The sequence below is a fragment of the Chitinophaga skermanii genome (assembly GCF_003259335.1).
Classification (GTDB): Bacteria; Bacteroidota; Bacteroidia; order Chitinophagales; family Chitinophagaceae; genus Chitinophaga; species Chitinophaga skermanii.
The window spans coordinates 38,087-57,319 of the sequence record NZ_QLLL01000005.1 but is presented as its reverse complement, the minus strand read 5'-3'; the positions used below and the strand labels follow the sequence as shown (position 1 = coordinate 57,319).

Below are 19,233 nucleotides of genomic sequence, written 5' to 3'. Positions count from 1 at the left end.
GCCTATTTTATAGCAAACGTTTCTTAATTAATTAGAATTGTAATACTTCTTTGTTACCGTAGTTTTCGTACGATGAGGTGATTACTTTCTCACCCGGTTGCAAACCTTCTAATACTTCGAAGAATTGCGGATTTTTTTGACCAAGGCTAATTTGGCGTTTCACTGCACGTTTTTCATCTTTATCTAACACATACACCCAGTTACCACCCGTATCGGAGAAGAACCCACCAATCGGTAATAAAATGGCTTTGGTAGATTTACCCAATTCCAAGCGAATCGGTGAAGATTGACCACGACGGATGCCTTCCGGTGCTTTCCCTGTAAAGTTTAAATCCACTTCGAAACGACCGTTTTTCACCTCTGGATATACTTTCACGATTTGTAATTCGTTTGATTTACCGTTGAATTCGAAAGAACCTTTCAAACCTGCGTATACTTTAGAAATGTAGTGTTCGTCGATTTCGGCACGCATTTTAAAACCGTTCAAGTCATCGATCTGGCCAATATTCTGGCCGGCATTGATGTTCGTACCGATTTCCACGTCGATAGAAGATAACTGGCCATCTACCGGTGCATGTACCACGAGGTTTTCGAGGTTATGCTTCATCATAGCTAGGTTACGTTGCGTACGGGCAATGGTACCTTCTAGCTGGGTGATTTGTAGGCGGGCGTTGTCTTCTTGGAAGGATTGTGATTCTACTTCGATCTTGCGTTGTTTTACCAAACGTTCGTAATCGAGCTTTGTTTTGATATAATCTTGCTGGGGAATAACTTTCTCTTTGAAAAGTTTTTCGTTGCGTTCGTGCAAATCCTTGGCTTGCTCGAGTTGGTAATCTACGAGCGACAAGGTTTTTTGCATTTCGAACCTATCTTGCTTTAATTTCAAGCGGGTATTCTGTAAATCGTTGATCAAACGGTAGATTTCCGTTTCACGGTTAACGAAATCCATCAATAGGCGCTGATTTTCTAAGCGTAGGATGGAATCACCGGCTTTCACCATGGTACCACCTTCCACGAATTTTTCTGCTACATAACCACCTTCGATCGCATCGAGGCGGATAGTTTTAAGTGGTTGCACAACGGCCGTAACAGCAATGTAAACATCGAATGGGCCTTGGCTCACTGTAGAGATCGTGATTTTGTCCTTTTCAACATTCAATTTTGAACGGTGATCGGCGAAAATTAGGTTATAGAGTAATAGGAGAGCAACGATGCCACCACCCGTGATGAAGGTGATGCGTTTTTTGTTCCAAAATTTCTTTTCAATTTTTCTGTCCATTGCAGTTAAATGTTAGCACTGTTCGTTTTCCAATCCATATGCCAAAACATCAAATTGGCCATGGTGGCTGTTTTATGAAAATTCGCTTTCTCGAAAACGTTCTTAAGCGAACACGCGATGTCCGATATCGGACGTTTTGCAGGTCACTGGCCCGTTTTAAAAAAATCAAGATAACAACAAATTCTTTGATTAATATTGCTACACCAGTGCATTACAGGCAATTTAAGAAATTGTAGCAGCTTGATTAGGAACATTGTTTGCTATGCCATCAACCAAGAATATTATCTCTATGAGCGCGATACAAACAGGAAAAATTTTAATAGTCGACGACGATGTGGATGTACTTAGAGCTGCAAGATTGCTATTGAAGCGACATTTTGCGGTGGTGGAGTTTGAAAAGAATCCCCAGAAAATCCCGTACCTCGTTACGAATTTCGACTTCGACGTGATTCTACTCGACATGAACTTCACCCGCGATTTAAGTAGCGGGAAGGAAGGTTTCGAGTGGCTGGATAAGATTCTCGACATAAAACCGGACGCTTCCGTGGTTCTTTTCACCGCTTATGGCGATGTGGAAATGGCCGTTCGCGCTATTAAGGCCGGTGCTGTGGATTTCGTATTGAAGCCATGGGAAAACGAGAAACTGCTGGCTACCCTACAAAAAGCTGTAGAAAACCGCCAGAACAAACAATCTGCCACCCCTACACTTAGCAATAAACCCGTTACCAATAACGAAAACCCCATGATCGGCGATAGCCCGGCCATGAAAGAATTGATGGACACCGTAGCGCGCGTAGCGGCTACAGATGCCAATATTCTCATTCTCGGGGAAAACGGTACCGGTAAAGATTTATTGGCAAGGCATATTCATCAACTCTCCCACCGCGCCGAAAAACCATTCGTAAGCGTAGATCTAGGGGCCTTGAGCGAAACCTTGTTCGAAAGCGAACTATTCGGCCACGTTAAAGGTGCCTTCACCGATGCCCGCGAAGATAGAAGCGGACGCTTCGAAGAAGCCAACGGTGGTACCATCTTCTTAGATGAAATCGGGAATATTTCGTTGCCATTCCAAGCAAAACTTTTAACCGTACTCCAAAACCGCTCGGTTACCCGCGTAGGCTCGAATAAACCCGTGCCGCTGGATGTACGTTTAATCTGCGCCACCAACCGTAATATCGGTCAAATGGCTGCTCAATACCTCTTCCGCCAGGATTTATTATACAGGATCAACACCATCGAGCTTCACTTGCCGCCATTACGCGAGCGTAAAGAAGATATCGTGATGTTGGCAGAATACTTCCTCGGCATCTACCGTAAAAAATACAACAGGCCGGTAGCCTTCTTACACGAAACCCTTATTACACAACTCGAACAATACGAGTGGCCAGGTAACGTGCGCGAATTACAACATGCAATTGAGCGTGCGGTAATTTTAAGCCAAGGCAAAACCTTGATGCCAAAAGATGTATTTGTGAAAACAGCCAGCTCCAACGACAGCGCTTTAGATACCGGCTTCAACTTGGAAGAAATGGAACGTAACATGATCAACCAAGCCCTGAAAAAACACAATGGCAACATCACAGAAGCTGCGAAGGAACTGGGATTAAGCCGTGCAGCGTTGTACAGACGCTTGGAGAAATACAATATTTAGTTTTCCTAACAAACCCGGTACGTGAACAAGTTCAATCTGAATATATTATTACGCTTACTTGTGCTAACCGCTACCATAGCGGTTGGCATAGTTTGTTGGATAGGTAAATACAGGCTCGGGGCCATTGCTCTACTGCCCTTAATTGGCTTACAAATCTATAGCTTATACTACTTCATTAATCGCACCAACCGCAAGCTCACCTTGTTTTTGGAAGCTATTCGCTACGAAGATTTTTCTATCCGTTTTAGCGCCGACAATAATCTTGGCAAAAGCTTTAGCGCGTTGAATATGCAATTCAATGAAGTATTGGAAGCCTTTCGTCAAACCCGTGCAGAACGTGAAGCAAACTTGAAGTATATCGATACAATTATTCAACATGTATCGGTAGGCGTTTTGTCGTTTGATGTGGAAGGAAAGATAGAACTCATTAACCCGGCAGCTTTTAGGCTACTGGGGATTTACCGTTTGCGGTATTTATCGGAGTTGAAAAGCACCTTCCCCGATTTACCGAATTTATTGAACGAATTACCGGCCGGTAGCAAAATATTATACCCTACCCCGAATGGCCAGCAACTTTCTATAACCGCTACTACTGTACGTTTACAAGGTAGATTGGTGAAATTAATTTCTATTCAAAATATCCACGGCGAGTTACAAAAAAAGGAATTGGAAGCATGGCAGAACTTAACGAAGATTCTTCGCCATGAAATCATGAACAGCGTAACCCCTATTGTATCACTTATTGGTACCATGCGCGAAATCGTAGAACTGGATTTAGTACCCGCTGTGCCACCAGATACAGAAGCCGTACAGGATTTACAAGAAGCCTTGCAAACCATTGAAAACCGTAGTAAGGGCATCATGAATTTCGTGAACGCTTACCGGGATTATACAACCCTGCCCAAACCTGTGTTCCAAATGCTGAACCTCAACGAGCTGCTTACCTCGGTGAGCAACCTGTTACACAGCGATATGAAAACGTTGGGTATACAATACCAATTGCATGTAGATCCGCTATCGATCGATATTCATGGCGACCAAGCCCAATTGCAAATGGTACTCATCAACCTCATCAAAAACGCTATGGATGCCTTGGAACAAACACCATCGCCGAAAATTTCGGTGCGTGGTTACTTTGGACCCATGCAGCAAGTGGTGATTGAAATCAAAGACAATGGTCCAGGTATTGAAGAAGAGGCGATTGAGAAAATTTTCATACCTTTCTTTACCACCAAGAAAAAAGGCTCTGGTATTGGCCTAAGCTTATCACAACAGATTATTCAAATGCATGGTGGTCAATTGAAGGTTGATAGTCCACCTGCACAGGGTACAACTTTTTACGTATTGTTAAATAACTAAAAGTGAAGTAAGTTGAGCAAGTTATATTCCACCTTAGTTATGCAAAAACAGCTTTGGAGCTTACTCTACTTTTTATTGCTATTAGCCGATCTATTAGCCGTTGCCTTCGATCTTCCTGTCGAAATACGTTACATTACTAAGCCAGGCTTAATGATAGTGCTGGCGATCTACTATTGGATGCAGGTGGGACATAGTGCCTACCGTTCTCGCAACCTGGTATTTGCCGCCCTTATTTTTTCCTGGTGGGGCGATGTGTTGTTATTGTTGGAGGATAAAACCGGTCTTTATTTCATGTTGGGACTAGCCTCTTTTTTACTAGCCCACGTGATGTACATCTTCTTCTTTGCCAAAAGCAGGTTACCGAAAAGTTTTATTGGCCATAATAACCTTTTATGGGTAGCCATCGTGCTTTTGTATGCGGGCGCCCTCGTAGCGTTTTTATTGCCCCATTTGGGCGATATGACGATCCCGGTGATGATATATGCCCTCACGATTGCAACCATGCTGGCCATGAGCATCTTTTCGTATGCACATATCAAGGAGGGATTTTCCGCTTTCTTCATTGTAGGCGCTAGCTTATTTGTGATATCAGATTCATTATTAGCGATTAACAAATTCTACCAAGCCTTCCCGGGCGGTGGCGTACTAGTGATGCTCACGTACGGATTAGCACAATGGTGTATTGTTGAAGGTGCCACGAAGTACTTGAAACGCGCCTGGTAATAAAGCCATTAGGTGGTATATGATCTTCTTTGCGCGTAACATACGCCTACCAGCTAATAGTAAATTATCGCTGAATGGGGTTTTCTATTGGAAAGAAGGTAACGAGTAATATCTCCTAATGGTCTTCTAATGTTATTTCAATGGTCAAACCCGCGTCAATATATATTGGAGATATATGTCCCTAATATACGACCTATATGCCCACTATATTTTCCTATATGTTACAAGTAATGGGGTGATAGGTGCATCGCTATTCATCTAGGGATGATATTTCAAATTCAACAACTTGTCAAAGAACTTACAATATTGCTTGCTAGTAATTACATCCTGAATTTACCCCCTTCCTTTCTCACAAAAAAATGCCGTGCCGCTTTGTGCCGCTTTTAACCGCTTTTTGCCGGATTATGCCGGTTTATGCCGGTTTATGCCGGTTTATGCCACAATGCGCATAATTACCTTTGCAGGCAATTTGCGACAAAACACTAATAAAAACTCAAAAATCGCCCTCCTAGAACCCGCTACAGGCTTACGTGATGTCGGAAAAATGTCGACAAAAGGCTTACTTAACCCTTACTAACACTGGGGGGTTGTCGGTGAAATGTCGGTGAAGTGTCGGTGGAGTGTCGGTGAAAGTCGGTGAAAGTCGGACAAGAGTCGGAGAAGAGCCGGTAAAAGGTCGATATTAGCTTGGTAGACAGTATGTCAACAACGGGGTAAACGAGTTGTATCATGCGTGCATCACTTCCTGTATTTCTAGTATCAAAGGCCGAGAGAATGTCGTATTTTTGGCCATTATGCAACAAACTGATTTTTTGGTAGTAGGATCTGGCATAGCTGGGCTTACTTATGCCTTAAAAGTGGCCGATAGGTTCCCGGAAAAGCAGGTAACGATCATTACCAAATCGAGGGAAGATGAAACAAATACCAAATATGCGCAAGGTGGCGTAGCAGTGGTAAACGATTTGGAGAACGATAGTTTCGAGAAACACATTGACGATACATTGATTGCCGGCGACGGTTTGTGCAATGAAAAAGTGGTGGAGATTGTTGTGAAAGAAGGGCCGGAACGTGTGCAAGAAATCATTGATTGGGGTGCGAATTTCGATAAGAATGCTACGGGTGAATTTGCGAATGGTCGTGAAGGTGGCCACTCGGAATTCCGCGTTATCCACCATAAAGATGTAACCGGTAAAGAAATCGAACGGGCATTACTAGAAGCCATTCGATTACGGCCGAACATCCATATCATTTCCCATTGTTACGTAATTGATTTGATTACGCAGCACCACTTGGGATACTTGGTAACAAAATCTACACTGGATATTGAGTGCTTCGGGGTATACGTCCTCAACCTCAAAACCAATAACATCGAAAAAATCCTCAGCCGCATTACCCTTTTCGCTACCGGCGGCAACGGGCAGGTGTATAGAACTACCACGAACCCTACCATTGCTACCGGCGATGGCGTGGCCATGGTATACCGTGCAAAAGGTAGAATCGAGAACATGGAGTTCATCCAGTTCCACCCTACCGCGCTGTATCAACCCGGCGAAAACCCTTCGTTCTTAATCACAGAAGCTGTACGCGGCGATGGTGGTATTCTTAGGAACAAACATGGGGAAGACTTCATGCATAAATACGACCCTCGTTTGTCGTTAGCCCCACGTGATATCGTGGCCCGCGCAATCGATAGCGAGATGAAGATTACGGGTACAGAACATGTGTACTTGGATTGTAGGCATATGGACATGGAGAAGTTCATTCATCATTTCCCGAACATTTACGAGAAGTGTAAATCGTTGGGCATTGATGTGGCTAAAGACATGATACCAGTTGCCCCTGCCGCGCATTATAGCTGTGGTGGTATTAAAACAGACGAATGGGGCCGTACTTCTATCATTAACCTCTATGCTTGCGGCGAATGTGCCAGCACCGGTTTGCATGGCGCCAATAGGCTTGCTTCTAACTCGTTGTTGGAAGCCATGGTATTTGCACACCGTTGTTTCTTGCATGCTGTAGAGCAAATTGATCATACTTCCTTCAAAGAAAATATACCTGGTTGGGATGCGCGTAGCACAACGGCTCCAAAAGAAATGATCTTGATCACACAAAGTTTGAAAGAACTTAAACAAGTGATGAGCGATTACGTTGGTATAGTACGCACGAATGTTCGCCTAGAACGCGCGATGCGTAGGTTGGATATGCTCCATGAAGAAACGGAAGCACTGTATGAAAAAACGGTGTTATCGCCTCAACTGTGCGAGCTGCGTAATTTGATTACTGTAGGGTATTTGATCGTAAAAGGAGCATCGTTCCGCCGCGAAAGCCGTGGCTTGCATTTCAATACGGATTACCCGTACAAATGCGAGTTGATCCAGAATATCGTTCTTTAATATTTTTATTTTTTAGCGTTTACAACAGTTATGTACTATTTAATACTTGGGTTGCTGTATCTCGTGTCGTTGCTACCATTTCCGTTGTTATACCTACTAAGTGATTTCTTATTTGTGTTGGTGTACTATGTGTTCGGTTACCGGAAAAAGGTGGTGTTATTGAATTTGCGGAATTCATTTCCCCACAAGTCAGAAAAAGAAATCCAAACAATCGCCCGCAAATATTATAGGAATCTTACGGATATGATGGTAGAGTCGATTAAGTTGCTAACGATGCGTAAAAGCTCGTTAATGAAACGATTTAATTGTGACTTATCTGTATTGCAAGAATTATATGCCAAAGGCAAAAGCTGCCAATTACACTTGGGCCATAACTTCAACTGGGAATGGGCCAATTTATTTTGCATGCAAGGCGTGCCGTACGATTTCTTGGTGGTGTTTATGCCACTTACCAGCAAAGTGATGAACCGCGTGTTTACACACTTCCGCGAGAAATTCGGTAGCAAACTGATACCTGCGAATGATATGAAAAACGGGATGGCACCCTGGATTGGAAAACAATACTTGATTGCTTTAGTAGCCGATCAAAATCCAGGTAAGGCTAGCAGGGGTTATTGGTTTAAGTTTTTGAACCAAATGACCGTATTTTATAAAGGACCAGAAATGCAAGCTCGTCGTTATAATATCCCTGTTGTGTTTGTGAATATCCGTAAGCGAAAACGTGGTTATTATGATGCCGAATTGAAGTTAGCATTCGAATTCCCGCAACAAGAGCCGGAAGGTGCCATTACCCAGGCATTCGTTGATTATTTAGAAACGAAAATTAATGAACAGCCGGAAGATTGGGTTTGGAGCCATAGAAGGTGGAAACATCAATATAAACCAGAGTATGGGAATGGTATAGAAGAAAAGCATTAAAAAAAGCGGGCTCTACAAGTGGAGCCCGCTTTTTTATTGTTTAGTGAGAAGGAATTTTCAGCTTTTGACCGGGGTGGATCATATTGGGATCCTTGAGTTGGTCTTTATTAGCTTCAAAAATATCTTGCCATGAAATGCCGGGATAGTTCTTCGCGATTTTACTAAGGTTATCGCCGGATTTCACTTCGTATGTTTGTTCGGCCCCACCGGCGCCATTGGCGAGGGTGATATTGAGTACCATGTCGCCGGCACGCATTTCTGGGTCGATTTGTTCGTACATATTCCAGAGTTTATCTTTTACATCGGCAGAAGGAGCAGTGCCTGTAACGTACAGCACGCCTTCTTTTTCGGCCACTTGAAGGCCAATTACGCCGCCGCTGTTGGCGGTGTCGATAATTTGCTTGTATTTATCTTGTAAGCCCATAAGAAGTTTTTGTTTAGGTGTTTAACTAAATGGAGTGCAAGATGAGGAGGAGTTCGAAGCGGGGTTATTTGAGTGTGAGTTGGTTTTTCACTTTTTTGGGTTTTGCTTCGTTCGCTACCTGCATAATTTTTTTCAGATCAGCTTTAGGCGCTTCACCGGATAAGGTTACTTCACCGTTTGCAACTGCTACAGTAATACCTGTGTAACCTGCTGCTTTGAATGAAGAATCGATGGTGTTGCGTAGAATGTCGTCGGGGTTGATGCTAACCGGTACAGAAGGTTCCGGTGCAACAATTGGTGCGGCTACGGTAATGTTGTTGTTGACGCTTGTGATGCCTTTTACTCCTTTAGCTGCATCTTCAGCCATGGATTTGGATACATCGTCGGGCACTTCACCGGACAGAGTGGCAATGCCACCGGCTACTTCAACAGCAACACCGCTAGTAACGGCAGATACTTTGGTGGTTACATCCTTTTGTAACTGTGCATCGCTGGGTTTACACGCATAAAGTAAAATCCCCATCAATGCCATACACGCAATAAAAATGGAACTATTTTTTTTCATGGTTCAAACAATTTATAATTGGAATTTAAAGCATTCACTATTATGCACCAAGAAATGTGCCGTTTAAATTATTGTAAAGCAATTAGATATATAATGTCAATTAGTTAATATAAGTTATAAGTCGTATGTTTTTGAATAATTATCTCAGCTCATAATCAAGCGCTTGGGTTATAAAAAGTAAGGCCCACATCTTGCGATGTGGGCCTTACTTTATTATTCAGCTTTCGTACTTTGTTAGTTTAGAGCGGTTGTTTCTTGCACCACTTGCAAGCCTTTCTCGTTCTTCATCACAGCAAAGCCACCATTTACATTGCGTAAATTATGGATGCCTTCACGTTTTAACATAGAACAAGCAATTACGCTTCTATATCCACCTTGACAGTGAACATATAAATTTTGGCCTTCATCGAAATCGGCCATAGAACCTGGATCTGTCATTTCACTTAAAGTGTAATTCACAGCGCCTTTGATGTGCCCGTTAGCGTACTCGGTAGGCTTACGAACGTCGACAATCACGAGATTTTTATCGTGCGGGATATCCATTGCTAATTCGTCGGCATCTACATTGATAATCATATCGATGTTTTCACCGGCAGCTTTCCAGCCTTCGTATCCACCTTCTACGTAACCAATTACGTTTTCGAATCCTACACGTGCTAACCTTACGATGGTTTCTTCCTCTTTGCCGGCATCGGTCACCAACATCATTGGTTCTTTGAACGACAATAAGCTACCTGCCCATTCAGCAAACCTGCCTTCTAAGCCAATGCTGATTGCACCAGGGATGAAACCTTCGGTAAAGATGTTTGCGTTGCGGGTATCTAATAACACGACATCATTATTCAAGTTTTCTTTCACTTGCGCAATGCTGAGTGGTTGTAAACCTTTTTGCATCACCGCTTCCAAAGCATCATACCCTTCGCGGTTAATTTTTGCGTTGATAGGGAAATATTGTGGCGGCGTGCTTAAACCGTCGGTCACTTCTTTAATGAAAGCAGCTTTATCGGTTGCCAGCAAGGCGTAGTTGTTATTTCTTTCTTCTTCGATGGTGCTATGTGTATTAGGACCTAAGTTTTTACCGCAAGAAGAGCCTGGGCCGTGCGCTGGGTAAACGATTACGTTACCTGGCAAGGTTTTGATTTTGTTGTTGAGTGAATCGAACAACATGCCGGCGAGATCTTCTTTGCTAAGGTTGCCGCTGAATAAATCGGGGCGACCTACGTCACCAACGAATAAAGTATCGCCGGTGAATATGCAGTTTGGAGCACCTTGTTCGTCGAGCAACAAGTAGCAAGTCGACTCAAGTGTATGTCCTGGTGTGTGTAGCGCTTTGATATTAATATTCCCGATATTGAACACTTCGCTGTCTTGTGCTACGTGCACAGGGAAGTTCGTTTCAGTACCTGGTCCGTACACGATTTGTGCGCCGGTAGCCTTCGCTAGGTCGAGGTGCCCGCTGACGAAGTCGGCGTGGAAATGTGTTTCGAAGATATATTTAATTGTCGCGTTCCTTTCTTTGGCCAAATCTAAATAAGCTTGGATATCACGTAATGGGTCGATTACGGCTGCAATCCCTTCTGATTCAATGAAATAGGCAGCTTCTGAAAGGCAATTAGTATATAATTGCTTTATGAACATAGGTTTTTGATTTTGGCAAATTTACGAATAAGTTGGAACGTAGAAGCAGGTCAGCATCATGGGGTTGTAAAACAATGGTGGGGGTATAAAATAGAAAAAGTAGCCGTGCTGAATGCAGTACGGCTACTCTAATATTGTGCTGGGTAAAAAATGAAAAAGATTATCCTACTAACTCTTCTACAAATTTTGCTACTTCAGCAATTCTTTGTTTGTTGATGGTATAGTGAATAAACTTACCATCTCTCTCGGTAATTACAATACCAGCCCTACGCAAGATTGCAAGGTGTTGTGATGCTACAGACTGTTCTAATCTCAACTTCACATAAATTTCCGTTACAGTCATGCGTTTGTGATCTTCCAACAACTTAATCATTTGTTGGCGCAGCTTATGGTTGATCGCTCTCAACACAGCAGCGGCTTTTTTAACGGCAATGTAATCCAATTTGATCTGATCTTTTTCATTCGCACCTCTTGAAATGATTAGGGTATTGGAAGAGGTGGTTAATAATGTTTTTTCCATCGCAAAATAGTTTTTAAAAAATAATGAAATGACAGGGATCAACGGACAGTAAAAACGCAAATGTTAGAAAACAATCACGGATATTGATTATACAAAATTATAATATTTGACGCAACTAAAAAAATTTTCATACCTTCTTTTTTAATATATAAGCCCAATTATGTGAGAATATGGCATATTTGACAATATCGTGACAAATAAGCCTAGTACCAATGCATTTTTTGCATTGCATATTCTACATAAATTTAGCTTAAACCCTTATTGGGCTTACTTTTTAGAAGGATGATAAAATGCTTTCAGGTAATCTGGCCCGAAATACGCGAGATTCGCAAATGATTGATTTTGAAAGGCTTTTTCAGCTAAAGGCACCATGTGGGCTGCTGAAATTTCGTACACTGGAAAGTGTGCGTGTTGCACATTTTCGCCTAATAAAGTTTGCCATTTAGCGGCTCCATCACCAAAAAAATAAACCTCCTTTTCTGCTATTACTGATTGGTATGATGATGGTTCTAAAATGTGAGCCGAAGGTGCTTCTACAGCTTGTAAAGTTGCGTCGTATACGGCTGTAAAAACTTCCATCCTGCGTGCATCGATCATGGGCACATAGTATGCCGTTTGATCTTGTTGTTGAAGCAACATACCTTGCGCCATCATTTGCAAGGTGGAAATGGCCACCAAAGGCTTATCCCAAGTGTAACATAACCCTTTTGCCGTAGCTACACCAACACGTAAACCAGTGTACGATCCTGGGCCGGCACTAACTGCAATAGCATCTAATTCATGCTGCGTAATGCCATGGTTTTTCATGATCGTTTGCACCAATAACACCATGCTTGCTGCATGATCTCGTTGTTGCTGGTTAATGATGGTTTCTAATACTTCGCCGTCTTTCGATAAGCAAACAGATCCCACCGTTGTGGCCGTGTCGATGTTTAAAAGTAATGCCAATGTTCTATCCAACTTTTACCGCAGCTTCATATGCTTGCTGCAAATACTCGCTAATTGCGTACCGTTCATTGCCTGTGCGCTGGTGCACAGCAGACAGCAATTCGTACACATTTTTAATTCCAATTTTTTCAGCCCATTCAAATGGTCCGTACGGGTAATTGGTACCCAACTTCATCGATATATCTATATCCTCTCTACTCGCGGTGCCCTCGCCTGCTGTATTGTATGCTTCGTTAATAATCATACACACCACCCGCGCTGCCACCATGCCTACCTCATCTTTTACTACTTCATATGGCCATTGTAATGACGACAGGAACTTGTCTAATTTTTCTGTCGACCCACCTGCAGCTGCACTTACTTCTAAGCTGTTACGATCTATAAAACCCGGTAAGAAATTCGCACCGAAAACATTCTTTTCACGCGCCTTTCCTAGTAGAGGCCATACATCGTCCAAACTCATTTTTACTGTGCAACCCAATACGGGCAGTTCCGGGTACAGAATGTAGGTGGATAAATGCTGGTAATGATCATCCAACACCAAATCGATCACCCAATCGAACCGTTCCCAGCCTTGTACAGTATGTATATCGTTGTGCCACTCAGCTTCGTGTTCTCCGAAACCTTTCTGGTTAAGCATTTCCCAACGTTTTTCATCACCGATTACAAGAATCTTCATGCCTTATTGTTGCAGTTAACAATGCTAAAATTTGGGAACGAAACGTAATCGTTCCCTGTTTAATTTATTTTACCGCGATCATCGAAATCTCTACGTTCACCGCTTTGGGTAAAGCTGCTACTTGCACTGTTTCACGTGCCGGGAAATCACTTGTAAAGTATTCACCGTACACAGCATTGATCTGCGCAAAATCGTTCATATCCGTTATGAAAATTGATGTTTTTACAACATGCCCGAAGTTCATCCCTGCCTCGGTCAATATATAACGCAAATTCTTCATTACTTGGTGTGTTTGTGCTTGAATATTATCCATCACCAATTCATTCGTTGCAGCGTTCAAAGGAATCTGACCTGAAATATATAACGTATTGCCGGCCAAGATTGCTTGGTTATAAGGACCGATCGGAGCCGGTGCATTGTTGGTATTAATCACCTGTTTTTCCATATGTATACAAAAATAACGCACTGGCAGATTTAATTGATGAATTATTTCCACTTAAGGCCCTTTCAAGCGTCTTTTTAACGTAATTTTTTGTAATTTGATGGAAGTTGGCAGCAATATTAACCTCAATCCTAGCAACACATTGCGCCTACTTATTATTAAAATTTTCAACCATATTTGTATGTTTATCCAAACCTTTAAAGGTCTTACCTTACCCCGTGCCTGGCTGATTATATTTATCATACTAGGATTTACTGCACTGGCGAGTGTTTTCGCCTATTATTCACCAGCATTCGATTTCTTTACAATACAACAATCTGCCTATATTCTTAGCTGCTTCGGGATCGTGATTTTTAGTGTAGTGCAACCAGCCATGGGCTTTGAATTTGTTCCCCGGTTCCGGGTAAATGCACGGTTATTAATCGCAACATTTTTTATGTCGGCAGCGATTGCTTGTATGAGTTATATGGGGCATGTTTTGTTGCCATTGCCTTCGAACGAGTTTTTACAATTTGCAGAGGTAAAAATTGACACGACTTATAACATTATTGCAGGTGTTTTCTTGTTAGTATTTGCAGAAGAATTTCTATTCAGAGGTATTATCCTAGAAGGGTTACAAAAGCGCTATACGCCTACTTTTTCCGTGGTATTATCGGCTATTATTTTTAGCGTTGCACACCTCGACCCCGTACAACTTTTACCGATGTTTTTGTTGGGGTTATTGACAGGATTTCTCTATCAAAAATTGCGCGACTTGTGCATGAGTATCTTTGCGCACTTGTTGTTTAATATAGCCCAAGCAACCGCATTACCCGCCGCTTCCAACAATTGGCAATTATCGCCCCTATTACTTTACACAATATTAGCTGCTGCTGCTTTAGTGCTTGTTTTGGGGTATTTGAATATTCGCAAATATGCACACTTCCATAAAGCAAAAATGCAGCAAATGCCGAAGCAAGTTGCTGCATCTATGGTAGACCCACGGGTGTTTAGTGAGTAAAAAGTTGTTTTGCTAATTGGGCATCGTGGCCATATACATCGTTCCTAAAATTTAATTCACCTTTACTATTCACCCAAGTGGTGAAGTAGCCGATAAACACAGGCACCTGTGTTTTAAGCGTCACGTATTTTTCTTTGCCGGCATTCATTGCTTCATCGATACGTTTCTCTGTCCAGTAGGTATCGTTACGAAGCAAATATTCTGCTAATCTTTTCGGTTCAGCTACCCGGATACAGCCGTGGCTAAAGGTTCTATTTGTTTCGTTGAAGAGGCCTTTAGACGGGGTGTCGTGTAAGTAGATGTTATATTCGTTCGGGAAGAGGAACTTCACTTTACCGAGCGAGTTGGCACCACCGGGTTTTTGTCGTACAATATATGGGAAGTTTCTACCGGTATATTTTCCCCAACTGATGCTTGAAGGGGCAATTACTTTTCCACTAGCTCCTACTACTTCCATATTATGGCGAGCTAAATAACCGCTATTGCGTTTAATGCCCGGTAATACTTCATTTGCTAGAATACCAGGCGGCACATTCCAATAGGGTGCAAATACGATGTATTTCATCTCGCGGCTAAATACAACCGTGCTGGCACCAGGTTTACCAACTACCACGTTACAGCTCCAAGCAAGGGAGTCGTGATCGTACACGTGCATTTTGAATTCCGGGATATTTACGAGTATATAATCGCCGGTTTGTTCGGTTGGCACCCAGCGCAAGCGTTCCATGTTGATCAAAATTTGTTCGATGCGTTTTGATAATGGAACGTTTAAGGCTGTGATAGTGGCGGCTTGTAGTTGGCCATCAACCTTTAAACCCATTCTATCTTGGAATCGTCTAACCGCGCTATCTAGTGCTGGGGTGTATTTATTGGAGGTGTCGGCTACGGCAAGGTCTCCCCAAGCGTGTAAGCGTTGTTTTACGGCAACGATGACGGCTGCAGAATCACCCTTTTTGTAGACTTTTTTATCTAGGATGAGTGAGTCTTGTGGTAAATCTTTGCTCATATTCGAGATGCGTTCCAGTTCCTTTCTCAGCATATTATACTGTTTGTGAACAGGCGCTTCGCCAGCGAAATCTTTCCCTTTGTGGTCGATCACAGATTCTAACAGGCTACCGATTTCCATTTTCTTTCTTGGAATGTACCATTCGAGGTCTTTGGCGGAATCGGCCGTCATGCCACCCCATACTTTATTGCCGTAAGCAAAGAATTGGGCGGTAAGCATAAGCTCGGTAGAAGGTACGAGGGTATCGTTTGCACGCCATTGTTCGCGCGTGGTAAGGGTATCAAATTGCGCTTGCAGTACGTGGTTAACGAGGCTGCTATCTTGGCCGATGTAATTGGCATCGGTACGCATGAGGTTCATGAAACTGGCAGCTTGTTCGGTCATACCGCTATCTGTAATCCAAGCGTAGTGATAGTTTCTTTTGCTATAAAAATCTTTGACCAGGTCGGTATACGACACGTATTCGGGGTGTTTGGCGATGAAACTATTTACGGCATTGCTATCGAGTTTAATGGAAATATATTCTTCCTTCGAGTAGTGAGCTTCGTCGCGAGCTTTGGCTTTGCTCGTTTTGGGTTTGCTTTGGTTATTACAGGCGATCCAGTAGGTAGCAGCGATCACCAGGCAAATAGATAGTAAAAAACGGTAACGCATAAACGAAAAATTTGTGAAAAATAGGTTCCCGGTTCCTCAAAACAATTTCAATGCCATTAACAAGGAATGCGGGATTAAGTTGATTAGAAAAGGATTAGGTTTGGGGGTGGGGTGGATTTTATAAAAAACGAAAGGGGCTTTTGGGCCCCTTTGTTAATATCTTTTCGGCGTGCATTACAATTTAATCTCTTCATCATTAGCATCGATAAAATGAAACTCGGTGAGGTGATTATTAGAATCCGCTTTGAGTTTGATCCATTTTTTGAATTTGAAATACCATTTCCATTGCTTCGATGTAAGGAAGCCTTTGGTGAGGTATGCATACAAAATGGGGTGTACGCTGATGGAGAGTCCTTTGTGTTGGTGGTTGATGAGGTAATGAAGGTTCTTTTCAATTTCATCAACGATCAACATGGAAGCGCCGATTTTACCGGTTCCTTTGCAGGCTGGGCAATCTTCTGCGACGGAGATTGTTACTTCCGGTTTCACACGTTGACGTGTGATTTGCATCAAGCCGAATTTAGAAATTGGCAGGATGGTATGTTTTGCACGATCGAGTGCCATGAATTTCTCCATCGCTTCGAACACTGTTTTCTTATTTTCTGGCAGCTTCATATCGATAAAATCGATAATGATGATACCACCAAGATCGCGGAGCCTTAATTGGCGGGCGATTTCTGCAGCAGCTTCTAGGTTAGAGGCGAGTGCATTTTGTTCTTGGTTATTGCTGGAGCTTTTGTAACCGCTGTTTACGTCGATTACATGTAAAGCTTCCGTGGCTTCGATAACTAGGTATACGCCGCTATCGAGGTTTACGGTTTTACCAAACGATGCTTTTACTTGACGCGTTACACCGTAATGGTCGAAAATTGGAGCGCCATTATGGTAATGTGTAACAATATCTTGTTTTTCCGGTGCAATTTTCTGGATGTAGCTTTTGGTATCGGCATAGATATTTTTATCGTTAATAACGATACGGTTGAAGCTTTCATTCAGCAGATCGCGCAGGATGCTGGTGGTTTTTGTTTGTTCGCTCAGTATTTTTTGTGGAGCTTGGGCGCCACGTAAATTTTGCTGGATATTTTTCCAGGTGTTGGTGAGCGTGAGCACATCGTCGTGCAGTTCGGCTGTGTTTTTTCCTTCAGCGGCGGTTCTAACGATGATGCCGAAATTTGGTGGCTTAATGGATTCAACAATTTTTTGCAGTCTTTTTCTTTCTTCGGAAGAATGAATTTTTTTCGATACTGCAACAATATCGTTGAATGGGGTTAGAACGATAAACCTACCGGGGAGTGAGATTTCACAGCTGAGGCGAGGGCCTTTAGACGAGATGGGTTCTTTTAAAATTTGAACGAGGATATTTGGTTTACCACCAAGTACCTCGGTAATTTTGCCGGTTTTAATAATTTCAGCTTCGTTTTTGAACGTAGAGAAATTGAAACCGTCGGGCCCTTTATCGACCATAGCCAGTTGGGTAAACTTCAGGATAGAGCGTACGTATGGGCTAAGATCCGTATAGTGCAGGAATGCGTCTTTTTCAAAGCCAACATCAACGAATGCGGCATTTAAACCAGGAATTAATTTTTTAACTTTCCCCAAGTAAAGATCACCTACTGCAAAATTAGGATTGCCACTTTCGTGATGCAGCTCCACCAATTTCTTATCCTCCAACAATGCAATTTCCACACCGGATGGTGCCGCATTTATAATGAGTTCCTTATTCAAGCGTCCAAAATTTTAACCATTAATACTTCACTTTAAACTGGCGTTGTAAAAATACAATGCACAGCATACCATAGCGAAAATAGCATGGGCACAAGAATCCCTGCTTTTTCACGTACGTGTTTGATGGATTTGCTTAAGGGTTTAGTGATATATACAGGGCGATGCTTGGAATTATTCGGCAGCAGACCGACGAAAAAGACCTGCATGACTTTAGCAATTTACTGAATTTGCTAAAACCATGCAGGATTTATAAAAATTTATCCGGTAGCGCCATAACATGTTGCCTGTTTGTATAAATGGCGGGAAACGGGAGAAAAATTATTTCTTACCTTTTTTATGACGATTCTTTCTCAGCCTTTTTTTCCTTTTGTGGGTGGCAATTTTATGTCTTTTTCTTTTCTTACCGCAAGGCATACTCAAAAAATTTAAAATGATTATAGAAAAATGTTAATGTATCTCTTTAATATACTCATCGATTTCGGCTGCTAATGCAGGATCTTTAATCAGTTTCCTACAAGCAATTAAAGTTTGCTTTGCCTTCTCGATATCGCCTTTATTTTTATAAGCTTCGGCTAATAAGAATAAAGCTTTTGGATTGTCTGGTTGTTTCTCCAATACTTTGTTCATGCGTTCGATCGCTTTGTCGAATTGGCCTGAAGTAATAGCGAAATTACCCAGCATCATTTGCACGTCCATATTGTTAGGATCTTCTTCTGCCATTTGTAATAGCATGGAAATTCCTTCCATTGGCGTGGATGAACTTACTAGTAATTGTGCTAATTGGAGTTTTACCTCGTTGTTAGCAGGATTGAGCTTGTTAGCTTGTTTTAATAATTCCGTAGCATTGTTCATCATCCATTTCGCTACCGTAGGATCTTGAACATGATCCATATGGTTTAAAAATGAAGTGGCCGCAAAGGTGAGGCTTTTTTCGGAATTTTCCAACTTAGCAGCTTCGCCGAGGTAATATGTGGAGATCGGTTGTTCACGCAGTGTGTCCCAAACTGCCGCAAGTTGTTTGTATACGACAATCTGCTGGTGATGTACATCACCACGCACCACAGCATGTTCTAAACCTTCTACGAGGGTTATCTTATCAGCAGGAATACGGCTTTTCGCCTTCTTAAGAAGATCGTCAAAGTTGGCTTCGGCAATAGCTTGCCCGTCCCCTGCCGCGTTAGCAGCAGGCGCATGCGCATGATCATGACCCTTATGCGATGGAACTGTTCGTCCAAAGGCATACAAAGCTACCAGCATTATTACGGCAGCACCTAATAGTAGTAGTTGTTTCTTCTGCACCCTAAATATC

General features: G+C 42.4%; 17 protein-coding genes. 6 read left to right on the top strand and 11 right to left on the bottom strand.

Features of this window, described 5'->3' with window-relative positions; genetic code table 11:
* Positions 1-31: 31 nt before the first annotated feature.
* Complete coding sequence (locus LX64_RS13530) at positions 32-1,279, bottom strand: efflux RND transporter periplasmic adaptor subunit (protein WP_111598212.1); 1,248 nt, start codon at positions 1,277-1,279, stop codon at positions 32-34.
* A gap of 289 nt (positions 1,280-1,568) precedes the next feature.
* On the opposite strand from LX64_RS13530, the gene LX64_RS13525 reads away from it, so the two are divergent.
* The 5 genes from LX64_RS13525 (at position 1,569) to LX64_RS13505 (ending at position 8,323) form a co-directional block, all read left to right on the top strand.
* Positions 1,569-2,930, top strand: a complete 1,362-nt coding sequence (locus tag LX64_RS13525; protein ID WP_111598211.1) for a sigma-54-dependent transcriptional regulator — start codon at positions 1,569-1,571, stop codon at positions 2,928-2,930.
* 21 nt (positions 2,931-2,951) lie between these two features.
* Positions 2,952-4,289, top strand: coding sequence for a sensor histidine kinase (locus LX64_RS13520; RefSeq protein WP_111598210.1), 1,338 nt, complete (start codon positions 2,952-2,954; stop codon positions 4,287-4,289).
* Between the two features lie 39 nt (positions 4,290-4,328).
* On the top strand, positions 4,329-5,012 hold the full coding sequence (locus LX64_RS13515; protein ID WP_148707317.1) for a lysoplasmalogenase: 684 nt from the start codon (positions 4,329-4,331) through the stop codon (positions 5,010-5,012).
* Between the two features lie 794 nt (positions 5,013-5,806).
* Positions 5,807-7,405, top strand: a complete 1,599-nt coding sequence (nadB, locus tag LX64_RS13510) for an L-aspartate oxidase (protein WP_111598208.1) — start codon at positions 5,807-5,809, stop codon at positions 7,403-7,405.
* Positions 7,406-7,435: 30 nt separating this feature from the next.
* Positions 7,436-8,323 (top strand): lysophospholipid acyltransferase family protein, encoded by an 888-nt coding sequence (locus tag LX64_RS13505; protein WP_111598207.1) that lies wholly within the window; start codon positions 7,436-7,438, stop codon positions 8,321-8,323.
* A gap of 40 nt (positions 8,324-8,363) precedes the next feature.
* Here LX64_RS13505 and LX64_RS13500 read toward each other — a convergent pair whose 3' ends face one another.
* From LX64_RS13500 to LX64_RS13470, 7 genes are all read right to left on the bottom strand, one after another.
* On the bottom strand, positions 8,364-8,747 hold the full coding sequence (locus LX64_RS13500) for a LysM peptidoglycan-binding domain-containing protein (protein WP_111598206.1): 384 nt from the start codon (positions 8,745-8,747) through the stop codon (positions 8,364-8,366).
* A gap of 64 nt (positions 8,748-8,811) precedes the next feature.
* On the bottom strand, positions 8,812-9,312 hold the full coding sequence (locus tag LX64_RS13495; RefSeq protein WP_111598205.1) for a BON domain-containing protein: 501 nt from the start codon (positions 9,310-9,312) through the stop codon (positions 8,812-8,814).
* 234 nt (positions 9,313-9,546) lie between these two features.
* On the bottom strand, positions 9,547-10,950 hold the full coding sequence (locus tag LX64_RS13490; protein WP_111598204.1) for an MBL fold metallo-hydrolase: 1,404 nt from the start codon (positions 10,948-10,950) through the stop codon (positions 9,547-9,549).
* A 160-nt stretch (positions 10,951-11,110) separates the two neighbouring features.
* Entirely contained in the window at positions 11,111-11,470 is a 360-nt protein-coding gene (locus LX64_RS13485; RefSeq protein ID WP_098193203.1) for an ArsR/SmtB family transcription factor, read from the bottom strand.
* Positions 11,471-11,737: 267 nt separating this feature from the next.
* Positions 11,738-12,418 carry a tRNA (adenosine(37)-N6)-threonylcarbamoyltransferase complex dimerization subunit type 1 TsaB gene (tsaB, locus tag LX64_RS13480; RefSeq protein ID WP_158538617.1) on the bottom strand — a complete coding sequence of 227 codons (681 nt, stop codon included), beginning with the start codon at positions 12,416-12,418 and terminating at the stop codon, positions 11,738-11,740.
* A 4-nt stretch (positions 12,419-12,422) separates the two neighbouring features.
* Positions 12,423-13,097, bottom strand: a complete 675-nt coding sequence (locus LX64_RS13475) for a 3-hydroxyacyl-CoA dehydrogenase family protein (protein WP_111598202.1) — start codon at positions 13,095-13,097, stop codon at positions 12,423-12,425.
* A 64-nt stretch (positions 13,098-13,161) separates the two neighbouring features.
* The gene (locus LX64_RS13470; RefSeq protein ID WP_111598201.1) at positions 13,162-13,542 is read right to left on the bottom strand and encodes a RidA family protein; all 381 of its coding nucleotides are present in this window, start codon (positions 13,540-13,542) and stop codon (positions 13,162-13,164) included.
* A gap of 178 nt (positions 13,543-13,720) precedes the next feature.
* Between LX64_RS13470 and LX64_RS13465 the strand changes: the two genes are divergently transcribed.
* A complete protein-coding gene (locus LX64_RS13465; RefSeq protein ID WP_158538616.1) occupies positions 13,721-14,539 on the top strand; it encodes a CPBP family intramembrane glutamic endopeptidase in 819 nt (272 codons plus the stop codon).
* Here the strand turns inward: LX64_RS13465 and LX64_RS13460 are convergent.
* From LX64_RS13460 to LX64_RS13450, 3 genes are all read right to left on the bottom strand, one after another.
* Entirely contained in the window at positions 14,529-16,199 is a 1,671-nt protein-coding gene (locus tag LX64_RS13460) for a L,D-transpeptidase family protein (protein WP_111598199.1), read from the bottom strand. The genes LX64_RS13465 and LX64_RS13460 overlap by 11 nt on opposite strands.
* 174 nt (positions 16,200-16,373) lie before the next feature.
* On the bottom strand, positions 16,374-17,924 hold the full coding sequence (locus LX64_RS13455) for an Rne/Rng family ribonuclease (RefSeq protein WP_111598198.1): 1,551 nt from the start codon (positions 17,922-17,924) through the stop codon (positions 16,374-16,376).
* A gap of 447 nt (positions 17,925-18,371) precedes the next feature.
* Entirely contained in the window at positions 18,372-19,223 is an 852-nt protein-coding gene (locus LX64_RS13450; RefSeq protein WP_111598197.1) for a tetratricopeptide repeat protein, read from the bottom strand.
* Between the last annotated feature and the right edge of the window lie 10 nt (positions 19,224-19,233).